This window comes from Pantoea sp. RG18 (assembly GCF_025910075.1).
Taxonomy (GTDB): Bacteria; Pseudomonadota; Gammaproteobacteria; order Enterobacterales; family Enterobacteriaceae; genus Pantoea; species Pantoea agglomerans.
Genome location: NZ_JAPCIL010000002.1, coordinates 782,274 through 796,677, shown reverse-complemented (window position 1 = coordinate 796,677; position 14,404 = coordinate 782,274). Strand labels below are relative to the sequence as shown.

At 54.2% G+C, this 14,404-nt stretch carries 13 protein-coding genes, 2 tRNA genes and 2 other RNA genes; 10 read left to right on the top strand and 7 right to left on the bottom strand.

Annotated features, from left to right (window positions below):
- Nucleotides 1-13 precede the first annotated feature (13 nt).
- From OK409_RS04145 to rssA, 4 genes are all read right to left on the bottom strand, one after another.
- Complete coding sequence (locus OK409_RS04145; protein ID WP_264366790.1) at nt 14-1,354, bottom strand: UDP-glucose dehydrogenase family protein; 1,341 nt, start codon at nt 1,352-1,354, stop codon at nt 14-16.
- 22 nt (nt 1,355-1,376) lie between these two features.
- Entirely contained in the window at nt 1,377-2,285 is a 909-nt protein-coding gene (gene galU / locus OK409_RS04140; protein ID WP_008925296.1) for a UTP--glucose-1-phosphate uridylyltransferase GalU, read from the bottom strand.
- Between the two features lie 193 nt (nt 2,286-2,478).
- Entirely contained in the window at nt 2,479-3,495 is a 1,017-nt protein-coding gene (rssB, locus tag OK409_RS04135; protein WP_010244345.1) for a two-component system response regulator RssB, read from the bottom strand.
- Nucleotides 3,496-3,594: 99 nt separating this feature from the next.
- The gene (gene rssA / locus OK409_RS04130) at nt 3,595-4,500 is read right to left on the bottom strand and encodes a patatin-like phospholipase RssA (RefSeq protein ID WP_010244341.1); all 906 of its coding nucleotides are present in this window, start codon (nt 4,498-4,500) and stop codon (nt 3,595-3,597) included.
- A gap of 96 nt (nt 4,501-4,596) precedes the next feature.
- Between rssA and OK409_RS04125 the strand changes: the two genes are divergently transcribed.
- The 7 genes from OK409_RS04125 (at nt 4,597) to xthA (ending at nt 7,613) form a co-directional block, all read left to right on the top strand.
- The gene (locus OK409_RS04125; RefSeq protein ID WP_029519106.1) at nt 4,597-5,052 is read left to right on the top strand and encodes a YchJ family protein; all 456 of its coding nucleotides are present in this window, start codon (nt 4,597-4,599) and stop codon (nt 5,050-5,052) included.
- A 56-nt stretch (nt 5,053-5,108) separates the two neighbouring features.
- Nucleotides 5,109-5,957 carry a formyltetrahydrofolate deformylase gene (purU, locus tag OK409_RS04120; RefSeq protein WP_003852258.1) on the top strand — a complete coding sequence of 283 codons (849 nt, stop codon included), beginning with the start codon at nt 5,109-5,111 and terminating at the stop codon, nt 5,955-5,957.
- A 144-nt stretch (nt 5,958-6,101) separates the two neighbouring features.
- Nucleotides 6,102-6,186: transfer RNA gene (locus OK409_RS04115), tRNA-Tyr, on the top strand.
- A gap of 38 nt (nt 6,187-6,224) precedes the next feature.
- Nucleotides 6,225-6,309, top strand: a tRNA-Tyr gene (locus OK409_RS04110).
- A gap of 41 nt (nt 6,310-6,350) precedes the next feature.
- A non-coding RNA gene (locus tag OK409_RS04105) (RtT sRNA) lies at nt 6,351-6,478 on the top strand.
- Between the two features lie 41 nt (nt 6,479-6,519).
- Nucleotides 6,520-6,647, top strand: a non-coding RNA gene (locus OK409_RS04100) — RtT sRNA.
- A gap of 159 nt (nt 6,648-6,806) precedes the next feature.
- On the top strand, nt 6,807-7,613 hold the full coding sequence (gene xthA / locus OK409_RS04095; protein ID WP_010260640.1) for an exodeoxyribonuclease III: 807 nt from the start codon (nt 6,807-6,809) through the stop codon (nt 7,611-7,613).
- Between the two features lie 33 nt (nt 7,614-7,646).
- Here the strand turns inward: xthA and OK409_RS04090 are convergent, their stop codons facing one another.
- From OK409_RS04090 to OK409_RS04080, 3 genes are all read right to left on the bottom strand, one after another.
- Entirely contained in the window at nt 7,647-7,958 is a 312-nt protein-coding gene (locus tag OK409_RS04090) for a DUF1496 domain-containing protein (RefSeq protein ID WP_089414137.1), read from the bottom strand.
- Nucleotides 7,955-9,871: a DNA topoisomerase III gene (locus OK409_RS04085; protein WP_264366789.1), complete on the bottom strand. Its 1,917-nt coding sequence runs from the start codon at nt 9,869-9,871 to the stop codon at nt 7,955-7,957. The genes OK409_RS04090 and OK409_RS04085 overlap by 4 nt, the downstream gene beginning before the upstream one ends.
- A 197-nt stretch (nt 9,872-10,068) precedes the next feature.
- Nucleotides 10,069-10,620, bottom strand: coding sequence for an NAD(P)H nitroreductase (locus OK409_RS04080; protein WP_031592757.1), 552 nt, complete (start codon nt 10,618-10,620; stop codon nt 10,069-10,071).
- Nucleotides 10,621-10,793: 173 nt separating this feature from the next.
- Here OK409_RS04080 and sppA point away from each other — a divergent pair, with 173 nt between their 5' ends.
- The 3 genes from sppA to pncA all read left to right on the top strand — a co-directional run bounded on the left by sppA (nt 10,794) and on the right by pncA (nt 14,380).
- Nucleotides 10,794-12,656 (top strand): signal peptide peptidase SppA, encoded by a 1,863-nt coding sequence (sppA, locus tag OK409_RS04075; protein WP_264366788.1) that lies wholly within the window; start codon nt 10,794-10,796, stop codon nt 12,654-12,656.
- An 85-nt stretch (nt 12,657-12,741) separates the two neighbouring features.
- Nucleotides 12,742-13,755: an asparaginase gene (ansA, locus tag OK409_RS04070; RefSeq protein ID WP_010260629.1), complete on the top strand. Its 1,014-nt coding sequence runs from the start codon at nt 12,742-12,744 to the stop codon at nt 13,753-13,755.
- Between the two features lie 16 nt (nt 13,756-13,771).
- Nucleotides 13,772-14,380: a bifunctional nicotinamidase/pyrazinamidase gene (gene pncA / locus OK409_RS04065; protein ID WP_122458357.1), complete on the top strand. Its 609-nt coding sequence runs from the start codon at nt 13,772-13,774 to the stop codon at nt 14,378-14,380.
- The last annotated feature ends 24 nt before the right edge of the window (nt 14,381-14,404 follow it).

Sequence of the window (14,404 nt, the reverse complement as noted above, 5' to 3'; positions counted from 1 at the left end):
AATCCCTCGTTAATTATGCAGTTTGAATAGACGCTCCGCGGCCGATTGCATAATAAACGAAACCGCGTTTGCTGATACGCTCTGGATCATACAGGTTACGACCATCAAAAATCACGGCTTCTTTCAGTGCATTTTTGATGATGTCGAAGTCAGGTGCACGGAAGTTTTGCCACTCCGTACAGATGACCAGACCGTCAGCGCCCTGCAGTGCGGCTTCTTTGGTACCCATCAGCTTAAGATCGCTGCGGTGACCGTAGATACGCTGTGCTTCATCCATCGCTTCAGGGTCAAACGCCTGAACAGATGCGCCAGCTTGCCACAGCGTTTCCATCAGCACACGGCTGGAGGCTTCACGCATGTCGTCAGTGTTCGGCTTAAATGACAGGCCCCAGAGCGCAAACGTTTTACCTTTAAGATCGTCACCAAAATGACGTTTGATAAAGGTTGGCAGTTTGTTTTTCTGGTTGTCATTCACATCTTCCACGGCCTGCAACAGACGTGGCTGATAGCCAATTGACTCAGCGGTACGGATTAACGCCTGCACATCTTTCGGGAAGCAGGAGCCGCCGTAACCACAGCCAGGATAGATAAAGTGGTAGCCAATGCGAGGGTCGGAACCGATGCCCTGGCGTACTTTTTCAATATCCGCGCCTAAACGTTCAGCCAGGTTAGACATCTCATTCATAAAGCTGATTTTGGTGGCCAGCATGCAGTTTGCTGCATACTTGGTCAGCTCTGCGCTGCGGATATCCATCATGATCATACGATCGTGGTTACGGTTAAACGGCTCATAGAGCTCGCGTAACAGTTCTACCACGTCGTCGTTGTCAGTACCGACAACGATACGTTCTGGACGCATACAGTCATTGACTGCAGCACCTTCTTTGAGGAATTCCGGGTTAGAGACCACATCAAAGGTGATGTTGGCGTCACGCGCTTTCAGCGCTTCCGTCATTACCGCACGAACTTTGTCTGCTGTGCCAACCGGAACGGTTGATTTGTCGATAACCACTTTGTGATCGTTCATATGCTGCGCAATGGTGCGCGCTACGGCGGTCACATATTTCAGATCGGCAGAGCCGTCTTCATCTGGTGGAGTACCAACTGCAATAAACTGCATAACACCATGGTTTACGCCCAGCTCAGCATCAGTGCTGAACTTCAGACGACCCGCTTCGTAATTGGACATTACCAGCGGCGTTAAACCTGGTTCGAAAATAGGAATGATGCCTTTTTTCAGATTTTCGACTTTGTTTTCGTCGACATCAATGCAGAGAACGTCATGTCCGACTTCGGCTAACACCGCAGCCTGAACCAGACCGACATAGCCGATACCAAATACAGTGACTTTCATCGAGTTATCCTGTGTTTATGAATTACTTTTTGTTGCCAACTGCGCCATCGAGCCATTCAGAAAAATCTTTGCCCAATACCGGATGACGAACACCGTACTCAACGAAAGCCTGCATGTAGCCCAGTTTGTTACCACAGTCATGGCTGACGCCTTTCAGGTGATATGCTTCAACTGTCTCTTTTTCCATCAGCATCGCAATGGAGTCAGTCAGCTGAACTTCGCCGCCTGCACCTGGAGGCGTTTTAGCCAGCAGTGGCCAGATCTCTGAAGAGAGAACATAACGACCTACAACGGCCAGGTTTGATGGGGATTCTGACGCTTTAGGCTTCTCAACCACACCGACCATCGGTGCGCTGTCGCCTGGGTTCAGTTCTGCGCCCTGGCAATCGACAACACCGTATGCAGTCACATCGGCAACCGGCTCAACCATGATCTGGCTGCGGCCAGACTCTTCATAACGGCTCAGCATCTCTGCCAGGTTATCTTTGGTTGGGTTAGATTCATATTCGTCGATGATGACGTCTGGCAGGATAACCGCAAACGGCTCATCACCGATCAGTGGGTGTGCACACATTACAGCGTGACCCAGACCTTTAGCGATGCCCTGACGAACCTGCATGATGGTGACGTGTGGCGGGCAGATTGACTGGATTTCATCCAGCAGCTGACGCTTAACGCGTTTTTCCAGCATTGATTCCAGTTCGAAGCTGGTATCAAAGTGGTTTTCGATGGCATTTTTTGATGAATGCGTTACCAGCACAATTTCGTTGATGCCAGCAGCGATACACTCGTTAACGACATACTGGATTAACGGCTTATCAACCAGCGGTAACATTTCTTTAGGAATCGCTTTGGTAGCCGGGAGCATACGCGTACCCAAACCCGCTACCGGGATTACCGCTTTTTTTACTTTGGTATTATTGGCAGACATTAAGATACCTCTCTTATAGGCCGTTCAAGTTAATACTTGATATGTCGGTTTAAAATCGGAAATGAGTATATCAGTTAGTATCGAACGGATTTATCCTGGAAGGCACCAAACCGTCGAAATTAAGACTATTACCCAACTGTAAAGCTAAACTCTGGCCCTGTCCTCAGCGCCAGAATTCCTCTGTTTTTACGGCTTATTCTTCCGTCGATAGCATCAGCCGAATGCGCCCGCCCGCGCCCCAGACGTGGCATTGCCAGTTTTCTGCGCGCTGACTGATCTGGTTAAGATGGGTGCTGCCCATAGTGCCAAGGGGGACACCATTGCTGAGCTGAATCTGATGGGCATGAACATGAAGTGTGGCGTTCAATCCGGCCGAAACCAGAATTAAGTTCTTTAATCCGCGATGATAGTACCCAACCAGTAACGGGAACTGGCCGCTCAGGTTCGCCTGGCGCAGTAACAGATTGACCTGTCTGAGCAGCCCATTGAGCTCGGGCAGACGCTGTTTCTGCCCGGTCAGTTGCTCCTGCAGCAGGCCATTGAACAGCGCCCGCAGCAGCAGCGCTGCCAGCACGCCATTATCACCGGCACGGGTCACGTCCAGACAGTAGAACGCCAGATCTTTATCGGAGAGCGCCGCGATATCAAGCACCAGCCCAGGCTGCTCGGCCATCGTCAGCTGACGATAGTTAACCCGGCAGTTGGCAATAGTCTGCTGCACCGGTGGCTGGAGTTGCTTGAGCAGCTTGGCAGCCGCTTTAGGATCACGAACCAGCGCATCCCAGTCCTGGAACAGTTGTTCATCCTCTTCCACTTTCGAAGTGAACATAGAGGGATAGAGACACTCATAGACCGCTTCACGGAAGCGCTCAAAGTTTTTAAGTGGTTTAAGCAGCACATCCTGCACCCCAAGACGCAATACATGCGCAATATCCGACATGTTCTCGGTAGCTGAGATGATTAAAATCGGCACGATGTTGCCGCGGGTACGAATGTGCTCAACGAACTGGATGCCGCTCATGCGGGGCATTTCCAGATCGCAGATAATCAGGTCGACAGTATGCTGTTGTAGTTGTGCAATTGCTTCCAGACCATCTTCCGCTTGTAACGTCACAGCACCCATCGATAACAAAAATTGGTCCAGCAACGAACGGAAAACAGCCTCATCTTCGACAATGAGTATCTTTTTGCCGAGTAGTGGTTTTTCCATTCTTTCCCCCTGCGTACCAGATATTTCAATAGTGGTTCATAAAACGCAGTTGCGCCTTTAAGAATTGGCTGAAGTCACCGCTTTGAATGAACAACCTGATTATCTGCCACGGACCAGTGGTAATAGTTCATCCATTTTCTTCTCTACGGCGGCCTTGCCAGCTTCAATGGCTTCCTCAGCACGATGAAAGTCCAGCGTCGAAATTTGCGGACAGACCGGCTGAATCAAAACATCGGGCGGATCGCCTGCCATGCGATTCCGCTTCAGGCGATTTTCCAGCACCTGGATAGAGGTGGACATAATCTCCATCGCGCCAGGTGACTGAGACGCACGGCGCTGGCTGAAATTCACCAGACGCTGACGCAGCTTCCCACCCCAACTCAATGCCGCTGCGGCGGCTTCTTCTTCGCTATTCTGTGGTGTCACGGAAAAGAGATCCTGCTGCATTAAATGCGCGTCATGCTGCAAGTCAACGGCGATAACAATGTCTGCCCCCAGGGCACGGGTAAGTGAAATCGGCACCGGGTTGACTACGGCACCATCCACCAGCCAATACCCATTGTAGCCCACCGGCGGTAATAAACCTGGCATACTGCATGAAGCGCGTACTGCCTGATGCAGATCGCCCTCTGTCAGCCAGAGTTCACGACCGGTACTGAGGTTGGTCGCCACCACGCCAAAGGGTTTATGACAGTGCTCTATCGTGTCATTGGGGATCAGCTGACGAACATGGCTAAAGACCCGCTCACCGCGCAGCAGTCCGCCACGCTGCCAGGAGACATCCATCAGGCGAATAACATCCCAGTAGCGAAATGCACTGACCCATTTTTCCATCAGCGGCAGGCGGTTATTCACATAGGCAGATCCCACTAATGCCCCGACAGAGCAGCCCGCAACGACGTCGATCTCAATACCTGCACGCTCCAGCGCGTTGATCACGCCGATATGCGCCCATCCTTTGGCCGCTCCAGAACCCAGAGCCAATCCAATTTTTACCTTTCTCATTTCTATCTGGTCCTGCCGTCAATACGTAGCATCACAACACGGGGTCAGCTAACATAGCGCGCTTGTAAAACCGACCCATCATTCCCGGGAGATAATGTGTCAGAAACCTGCCCATGTTGTAGCGGAGAGCAGTATAGCGTATGTTGCGAGCCCTTTCTTCAGGGTAACCAGATTCCTGTTACAGCTGAACAACTTATGCGATCCCGTTATTGCGCTTATGTTCAGCATAATGCGGACTATCTGGTTGCGACCTGGCATCCTGAGAAGCGTCATCCGGCGCTGTCAGGGCTTTTATCTGAAAGTTTTCCAGGAACCGACTGGCTCAGCCTGAATGTAACCCGTTGTAATCATGGAAGCCATGAGAACGAAGCTTTCGTTACCTTTTTTGCGCGATACCGCGAGAAAACCAACATTCAGGCCATTCATGAATGTTCACGCTTTCTTCGCGAGGATCAACGCTGGTACTATGTTGACGGTACAGCACCGCCCGTGGGGCGTAACGATCGCTGCCCGTGCGGCAGTGAAAAAAAATACAAAAAATGTTGTGGTTAAGCTGACGGCTACCCCAGCGGTTTTACCCCTAATGCTTTGACAGGACTCTGATTGAGATGCAAGCGCAAACCATGCAAAGAAAAGTTTTACGAACCATTTGTCCCGATGCAAAAGGTCTGATCGCCAAAATCACCAATATTTGTTACAAGCACGAACTTAATATCGTGCAGAACAATGAGTTTGTTGATCATCGCACCGGGCGTTTTTTCATGCGTACCGAACTGGAAGGGATCTTCAACGACAACACCCTGCTCGCCGACCTCGACAGCGCCCTGCCCCAGGGTTCAGTCCGGGAACTGCACAGCGCCGGTCGTCGCCGCGTGGTGATTCTGGTCACTAAAGAGGCGCATTGCCTGGGCGATCTGTTAATGAAGAGCGCGTTTGGCGGCCTGGATATGGAAATTGCGGCGGTAGTGGGTAACCACGACACCCTGCGTTCGCTGGTTGAGCGTTTTGACATTCCCTTTGTGCTGGTGAGCCATGAGGGACTGACGCGGGAAGAGCACGATAACCGCATGGTGGAAGAGATTGACCGCTATCAGCCCGATTACGTGGTGCTGGCGAAATATATGCGCGTCCTGACGCCCGCCTTTGTGCAGCGTTATCCGAACCAGATTATCAATATTCACCACTCCTTCCTGCCCGCCTTTATCGGTGCCCGTCCCTATCATCAGGCTTATGAACGTGGCGTGAAGATCATCGGTGCCACCGCGCACTATGTGAACGACAATCTCGATGAAGGCCCAATCATCATGCAGGATGTGATAAACGTTGATCACAGCTACACCGCCGATGAGATGATGCGCGCCGGTCGCGACGTAGAAAAGAATGTCCTGAGCAACGCACTGTATAAAGTGCTGGGGCAGCGCGTGTTCGTTTACGGCAACCGCACGATTATTCTTTAATCAGCCAGTGCGCTGAATTGTCTGCAGATTCAGCGCTACGCGTAAAAAGTGGGCAAACAGTTGCGGTTTTGCCAGTGGGCGCTTTACACCCTTATCGCATTTGGTATGATGCGCCCCGCTTTAAGAGAGAAAGATTCAGGCCATGGTGGGATTCCCGAGCGGCCAAAGGGAGCAGACTGTAAATCTGCCGTCACAGACTTCGAAGGTTCGAATCCTTCTCCCACCACCATCTGAATCTGAATCATCTTAAGCCACATCACTATCCCAGGTGGGATTCCCGAGCGGCCAAAGGGAGCAGACTGTAAATCTGCCGTCACAGACTTCGAAGGTTCGAATCCTTCTCCCACCACCATCTCGCATGTTGCACACCATCCCCAAAATAATACCTAAGCTTCCTGTTCTGCGGGGAGAGGGATGAGAACCTTCGATCAAGGTTCGGGTCGAGCATCGCGAGACAACGCGCTTCAGCGCGGCCCGCAGGGTGAGGCGCAACGCGCCGAATAATCCTTCTCCCACCACCATCTCGTATGCTGCACATCATCCCCAAAATAATACCTAAGCTTCCTGTTCTGCGGGGAGAGGGATGAGAACCTTCGATTAAGGTTCGGGTCGAGCATCGCGAGACAACGCGCTTCAGCGCGGCCCGCAGGGTGAGGCGCAACGCGCCGAATAATCCTTCTCCCACCACCATCTCGTATGTTGCACACCATCCCCAAAATAATACCTAAGCTTCCTGTTCGCCCCCACATTCCTGCCCGCTTTCACACAATCTCAGCCTGTTCCGCCATGACTTTTTCAGCAAAAATCGCTACCATCTCCGCCTGACATTTCTGAACAACGGTCGATCTCATGAAATTTGTTTCATTTAACATCAATGGGTTGCGTGCCCGCCCGCATCAGCTTCAGGCACTTGTCGAACAGCATCAGCCCGATGTTATCGGTCTGCAGGAAACCAAGGTCCATGACGACATGTTCCCGCTGGAAGAGGTGTCAAAGCTCGGCTATCACGTCTTCTATCATGGACAGAAAGGTCACTACGGTGTTGCCCTGTTAACCAAAGCTGAGCCAGTGTCAGTGAGCCGGGGTTTCCCGGGTGATGACGAAGAATCCCAGCGCCGCCTGATCATCGCGGAACTTCCCAGCCCGATTGGCGACATCACGGTAATTAACGGCTATTTTCCGCAGGGCGAGAGCCGCGACCATCCCACCAAGTTTCCGGCTAAAGAGAAATTCTATCGCGATCTGCAACGTCTGCTGACCGAGGATCTGCCTGCTGATAAGCCGGTTCTGATTATGGGCGACATGAATATCAGCAGCACCGATCGGGATATTGGTATTGGTGAGGAGAGCCGCAAGCGCTGGCTGCGCACCGGCAAATGCTCCTTCCTGCCGGAAGAGCGCGAGTGGATGGACCGCCTGCTGGGCTGGGGACTGGTTGATACCTGGCGTGAGCACAATCCGGAGGTGGCGGATCGCTTTTCCTGGTTCGATTACCGTTCGAAAGGGTTTGATGATAATCGCGGGTTACGCATCGATCTGGTGCTGGCGAGCAAAACCCTGGCGTCGCACTGCGTTGAGACCGGCATTGATTATGAGATCCGGGGCATGGAAAAACCGTCTGACCACGCGCCCATCTGGTCAACCTTCCGCTTTTAACTGACGGTCGCGTGGCAGAGCGCCACGCGACGGCTATTTCACTATTTTCCAGATCAGGTTATTGGTGCCGATGGAGTGTTCATCACGGGTACATTGCAGCAACACCCCCTCTGATTTCACCACCGCGCCTTCCGTGTAGTTACGGTTCTCAAAGATACAGCAGCGGAGACAGTCTGGCTGACGTCTCTCTGCCTGTGTCCATACCTCGGGTGGCATATCCACCACGACATCGGTGTTGCCACCGTTGCTGCCCTGCTGTGGCATCGACTGATAACGACTGTTGGCCTGCGCCACGCTGGTCGCCAGCGACAGGGCCACGACCAGTAATACTGAATAACGCCTCATTCCGTCTCCTTCACTTTACGCCTGGTTTTGCGCACCGGACGTTTCTGTCCGGTGGACGGTAATCCCCGAAATGCATGCGCCGCAGGCTGCTGTCGCGCCTGCTGGATCAGACCGGTTAAGGTCTGCACCAGCGGCTGCATGAATTCATCATAGCGGCAGGCCTTTTCGCTGATACGCGTCAGTGTCGATTCCCACTGCGCCGTCATATCCGGGCGTGCTGCCAGATCGGGCAGGGAGTGGATCAGGGCGCGTCCGGCATCTGTAGAATTGATATAGCGGCCCTTCTTCACCAGGAAGCCACGACGAAACAGTAATTCGATAATGCCGGCGCGTGTGGCTTCCGTTCCTAAACCATCGGTCGCACGCAGTACTTTCTTTAATTCTTTATCCTGAACGAAACGGGCAATGCCGGTCATTGCAGAAAGAATGGTGGCATCGGTAAACGGGCGTGGCGGCTGGGTTTGCTTCGCCAGCACCTCTCCGCGCTCACACAGCAGCTCATCCCCTTTCGCTACCACCGGCAACGGCATGCCGTCGTTCTCTTCATCCCGCTCTTTGTTGCCCAGCAGCGCACGCCAGCCCGCTTCCGCCAGGAAGCGCGCTTTCGCCACGAATTTTCCGCCGGCAATATCGAGATCGATGACACATTTGCGGAATACCGCATCCGGGCAGAACTGCATCAGATACTGGCGCGCCACCAGTTCATAGATATGCTGCTCGTTTTCACTGAGCTTCACCGCGCTGGAACGGGCCGTTGGAATAATTGCGTGGTGGGCATCCACTTTTTTATCATCCCAGCAGCGATTTCTGCGATCGGCATCGAAATCTGCCGGTGGGGTCAGCTGTGACTGATGCGCCTGTATCGCCTTTAACACCGCATGACGACCGGCAAAATGCTCTTCAGGCAGATAGCGGCTGTCCGAACGGGGATAGGTAATCAGTTTATGGGTTTCATAAAGCCGTTGGCAGGTATCCAGCACCGTCTGCGCACTCAGCCCGTAACGTTTAGCGGCCTCGATCTGCAGGCTGGATAAGGAAAAGGGCAGCGGCGCCACCTCATTTTCGCGCTTATCGCTGTAAGCAGTGACGATCGCCGGCTGGCCCGTGATACGCGCCACCACATGCTCGGCCAGTGCGCGTTTGAGCAGGCGGCCCTCTTCATCCTGCCACGGTTCACAGGCTTCACTGGGGATCCAGCTGGCGATAAATCGGGCGCCGTCGGGCGTAAGGATGTGCGCTTTCACTTCGAAGTAATCTTTCGGCACGAAGTTCTCGATCTCTTCATCGCGCCGGACCACCAGCCCAAGCACCGGCGTCTGCACCCGGCCCACCGACAGTACGCCATCATAGCCTGCATTGCGTCCCAGCAGCGTCCAGGCGCGGGTCATGTTAATGCCATAGAGCCAGTCCGCCCGGGCGCGGGCCAGCGCCGAGACGCACAACGGAATAAACTCGCGATTTTCACGCAGGCGGTTCACTGCCCGATCCACCGCCTGAGGATTGAGGTCGTTAATCAGACAGCGCTGCACCTTGCTGCGTTTTTCAGCCGGCAGGTTCAGGTAGTCGAGCACCTCATCCACCAGCAACTGCCCTTCCCGATCCGGGTCACCGGCGTGCACCACTTCATTCGCCTGCGCCAGCAAGCCCTCAACCACTTTCAGCTGCTTAGCGACCGAGGGACGCGGCTTTAGCTGCCATTTATCCGGAATGATAGGTAAATCCGCCAGCGACCAGCGCGCATAACGGCTGTCATAACTGTCGGGTTGCGCCTGCTCCAGAAGATGGCCTACACACCAGGTGACGATCTGATCGTTGCCGCAGGCAATGAATCCATCACCGCGTCGATGCGGTTTCGGCAGCACATCTGCGATAGCACGCCCCAGGCTCGGTTTTTCCGCAATAAACAAACGCATTGAATCAGGTAATCCTTAACATCAGGGGGAACGCAGTGATAACCGGTTGTCCGCTGTCGGTTTGAATACTGGGTCTATGTTAGCCTGGCAGGCCCGCTGGCGTAAGTGTGATGCGCGGCGTTAGCGATCGTTCGCACAGGAACCGTGCAAAAAGCAGGGCTGAAATGCACCCTGCCGGAACCGGACAAGCATTGTAGTCAGAAGTAACGGACGAAAGGCGCCGTGTCAGGTGGGAGCACCGTGGTGCTGGATTTCAGTTGCGGGGTGCCCAGATAGAGAAAGCCGACGATGGCATCCTGTTCGCGGCAGCCAAACCCCTGGCGTACCTGCTCGTCATCGGTCCAGGGACCACTGCGCCAGATACCGTTGTAACCCTGAGCGACGGCCGCCATCTGCATGGCCATCACTGCACAGCTTGCCGAGGCGATCTGCTCCCAGCGCGGCACTTTGTGGTGCTCTTCACAATGTGCCACCACCGTAATGATCATCGGTGCGCGAAACGGTGACTGGCTCGCTTTGTTAATCGCCTTTTCATCCAGCTGTTTATCGCGTGCTGCCTGCTCCAGCAGCTGGCTCAGACGGTCGCGCCCCTCATTTTCCACAATGATAAAGCGCCAGGGTTGCAGCGTGCCGTGATCCGGGGCGCGCATGCCAGCCCGCAGGATATTTTCCAGTGCGTCACCCGCAGGTGCCGGCTCAGTCAGGCGTGAGGCCGAACGTCGGTTGACCAGTAATTCCAGTGCGTCCATGTTTCTCTCCCGATCTCTGTAATGTTGCAGTTATCCTGGCACAGGCAGATTTTTTGTAACAGTGCGCAGTGATTTCCTGCTGACTTTTAACACGCCGCTCTTTAGGATGAGCTCGTCGGGGAAGTCTGGTCCGCGCGGCGGCCACTTCCTGCTACATATTTATGGAGAGTCTGATGCGCACATTGTGGCGAATAATTGCAGGTCTGTTCCGCTGGAGCTGGCGGGTACTGAATTTTATCAGGGAATTTATTCTGAATATTTTCCTGATTTTGTTGATTGTGGTGGGTGTAGGGATCTGGCTGCAGGTCAGCGGGTCGGGCGGCAGTTCAGCGCCGATTCAGCAAGGCGCACTGAAAGTGGATATCAGCGGCGTGCTGGTGGATAAACCGTCGGTAAGCAACCGTCTGAGCAAAATTGGCCGCCAGCTGCTGGGTGCCAGCAGTGACCGTTTACAGGAAAATTCGCTGTTTGATGTGGTCGACGCTATTCGTCAGGCAAAAGATGACAGCAACATTAAAGGCATGGTGCTCGATTTACGCGAATTTGCCGGTGGCGATCAGCCTTCACTGCAATATGTGGGTAAAGCGCTGCGCGAATTCCGCGACAGCGGCAAGCCGATTTATGCACTCGGCGACAGCTACAGCCAGGCGCAGTATTACCTTGCCAGCTACGCCACCAAAATCTATCTGTCACCACAGGGCACCGTAGATCTGCATGGTTTCGCCACCAACGGACTCTATTACAAAACCCTGCTCGAGAAGCTGAAAGTCACCTCACACGTCTTCCGTGTTGGGACCTACAAATCAGCGGTTGAGCCGTTCCTACGTGACGACATGTCCCCTGCCGCACGGGATGCTGACAGCCGCTGGGTCGGTCAGCTGTGGCAGAACTACCTGAACACCGTGGCAGCGAACCGCCAGATTACGCCGGAGCAACTCTTCCCCGGTGCTGCTGCGATTATTGCCGGATTAAACGCCGTGAAAGGCGATACCGCGCAATATGCGCTGGATAACAAGCTGGTCGATGCCCTGGGTTCACGTGCGGCAGCCGATCAGGAGCTGGTAAAAACCTTTGGTCTGGATAAGCAGAGCAACGATTACCGTAGCGTCAGCATCTATGACTACAGCGTGAAAACCACCTCCACGCAGCAGGATGGCAACATCGCGGTAGTCATGGCCAGCGGTGCCATCATGGATGGTGAAGAGACGCCGGGCAACGTCGGTGGCGACACGACGGCGGCACAGATCCGCGATGCGCGTCTCGATCCGAAAATCAAAGCGATTATTCTGCGGGTGAATAGCCCGGGTGGCAGCGTCACCGCCTCGGAAGCGATTCGTGAAGAGCTGGCGGCAGCGCAGGCGGCCGGTAAGCCGATTGTGGTCTCGATGGGAGGCATGGCGGCGTCTGGCGGTTACTGGATCTCAACGCCTGCCAGCTACATTGTGGCGAACCCCAGCACGCTGACTGGCTCGATTGGCATCTTCGGCGTGATCAATACGCTGGAGAACAGCCTGGACAGTATTGGCGTGCACACCGACGGTGTTGCGACCTCACCGCTGGCGGATATCTCAACCACCAAAGCGCTGCCAACGGAAGTTCAGCAACTGATGCAGCTGACCATCGAAAATGGCTACCGCAACTTTGTCGGTCTGGTGGCGAAGTCACGTCATAAAACGCCAGAGCAGATTGATGCCATTGCACAGGGCCACGTCTGGACCGGCAGCGATGCGAAAGCCAATGGTCTGGTTGATGCACTGGGTGACTTCGATGATGCCGTGAAGAAGGCGGGCGAGCTGGCGAAAGTCAGTAATCCGCAGCTGAGCTGGTATCAGGATGACCCAAGCTTCCTGGATATGATGCTGAGCCAGATGAACGCGTCGGTGCAGGCTGTCCTGCCTGATACGCTGAAAGCCTGGCTGCCAGCACCGATGCTGGATGTGATGAGTGCTATGAAAGCCCAGCCTGGTCTGTTCGACAAGCAGAACGATCCTCAGAACCGTTATGCATTCTGCCTGAACTGCGGCGAAGTGCGATAAACCTCGCAGCCCGGCCGCTGGTCGGGCTGCTTTTCCCCGCTATTCCCCTTATACTGCGCGTTTTATGGCGAGTCTGAGTTCTCTAATGCAAAAGAAAAACATCTACGTAGCCTACACTGGCGGGACGATCGGTATGCAGCGTTCGGCGCAGGGTTATATTCCGGTCTCCGGACACCTGCAGCAACAGCTGGCTAACATGCCGGAGTTCCACCGCCCTGAAATGCCTGATTTCACTATTCATGAGTATCAGCCGCTGATCGACTCTTCCGACATGACCCCGCAGGACTGGCAGTCTATCGCAGAAGATATCCGTCAGAACTACGATCGCTATGATGGTTTTGTGATCCTGCATGGCACCGACACCATGGCATTTACCGCCTCAGCACTCTCCTTTATGCTGGAAAATCTGGCCAAGCCGGTTATCGTCACGGGCTCGCAGATTCCGTTAGCGGAGTTACGTTCAGATGGTCAGCAGAATCTCTTAAATTCGCTCTATGTGGCGGCCAACTATCCGATCAGCGAAGTGTCGCTGTTTTTCAATAACACGCTCTATCGCGGTAACCGGACCACCAAGGCACATGCAGACGGCTTCAACGCCTTTGCTTCGCCCAACCTCTCTGCGCTGCTGGAAGCGGGCATTCATATTCGTCGCCTCAATACACCGCCAGCCCCAGCCGGTCAGGGCGAACTGAAGGTTCACACCATTACGCCTCAGCCCATCGGTGTGGTCACCATCTATCCCGGCATTTCAGCCGACGTTGTGCGTAACTTTCTGCGTCAGCCAGTCAAAGCATTGATCCTGCGCTCCTATGGTGTGGGTAATGCACCGCAGAACAAGGAATTTCTGGCAGAATTGCAGCAGGCCAGCGAGCGTGGCATCGTGGTGGTAAATCTTACCCAGTGTATTTCCGGCAAAGTGAATATGGGCGGATACGCTACCGGCAATGCGCTGGAACATGCTGGTGTCATCAGCGGATTTGACCTCACCGTGGAAGCGGCGCTGACAAAGCTACACTTTTTACTCAGCCAGGATCTTTCGGCCGATCAAATCCGTGCCAGAATGCAGCAGAATTTGCGCGGCGAACTGACTGAAGACTGAAACGGAGCGATATGTAATGAAGCGGGCACTCATCATTATTGATATTCAGAACGATTTTTGCCCCGGCGGCCCGATGGCAGTCCATGAGGGTGACCATACGGTCGAGGTGGCAAATCGTTATGCGCGACTGTTCCGTGAAAACGGTGAATGCGTACTGGCGCTGCAGGACTGGCATCCGGCCGATCACGGCAGCTTTGCCTCGGTTTCCGGCGAGCCGGTCTACACGCTGGGCGAGTTAAATGGTCTGGCCCAGATCTGGTGGCCCGATCACGGCATTCAGGGCTCAACTGGCGCTGATTTTCATCCGGGTCTCGATCGCTCACTGTTCGATGCGACGTTCCATAAGGGCCAGGATCAGGATGTCGATAGCTATAGCGCCTTTTTTGACAATGGCCATCGCCGTCAGACCGAGCTGGACAGCTGGCTGCGTGAGCGTGGGATCACCCATCTGGTGATGCTGGGACTGGCGACGGATTACTGCGTAAAATATAGCGTGCTGGATGCGCTGGAGCTGGGTTATCACGTTGAGGTGGTTAAAGAGGGCTGCCGGGGCGTCAATCTGAATCCCGAAGACAGCGAAATTGCCTTTGCCCAGATGACCGCTCAGGGCGCGATTCTGATTTAAAATGGAGCTGGCATGACGCCAGCT

Coding starts and splice junctions, on each gene's coding strand:
- OK409_RS04145 (WP_264366790.1), bottom strand. CDS start 1,354: ATGAAAGTCACTGTATTTGGTATCGGCTATGTCGGTCTGGTTCAGGCT.
- galU (WP_008925296.1), bottom strand. CDS start 2,285: ATGTCTGCCAATAATACCAAAGTAAAAAAAGCGGTAATCCCGGTAGCG.
- rssB (WP_010244345.1), bottom strand. CDS start 3,495: ATGGAAAAACCACTACTCGGCAAAAAGATACTCATTGTCGAAGATGAG.
- rssA (WP_010244341.1), bottom strand. CDS start 4,500: ATGAGAAAGGTAAAAATTGGATTGGCTCTGGGTTCTGGAGCGGCCAAA.
- purU (WP_003852258.1), top strand. CDS start 5,109: ATGCAAGCGCAAACCATGCAAAGAAAAGTTTTACGAACCATTTGTCCC.
- xthA (WP_010260640.1), top strand. CDS start 6,807: ATGAAATTTGTTTCATTTAACATCAATGGGTTGCGTGCCCGCCCGCAT.
- OK409_RS04090 (WP_089414137.1), bottom strand. CDS start 7,958: ATGAGGCGTTATTCAGTATTACTGGTCGTGGCCCTGTCGCTGGCGACC.
- OK409_RS04085 (WP_264366789.1), bottom strand. CDS start 9,871: ATGCGTTTGTTTATTGCGGAAAAACCGAGCCTGGGGCGTGCTATCGCA.
- OK409_RS04080 (WP_031592757.1), bottom strand. CDS start 10,620: ATGGACGCACTGGAATTACTGGTCAACCGACGTTCGGCCTCACGCCTG.
- sppA (WP_264366788.1), top strand. CDS start 10,794: ATGCGCACATTGTGGCGAATAATTGCAGGTCTGTTCCGCTGGAGCTGG.
- ansA (WP_010260629.1), top strand. CDS start 12,742: ATGCAAAAGAAAAACATCTACGTAGCCTACACTGGCGGGACGATCGGT.
- pncA (WP_122458357.1), top strand. CDS start 13,772: ATGAAGCGGGCACTCATCATTATTGATATTCAGAACGATTTTTGCCCC.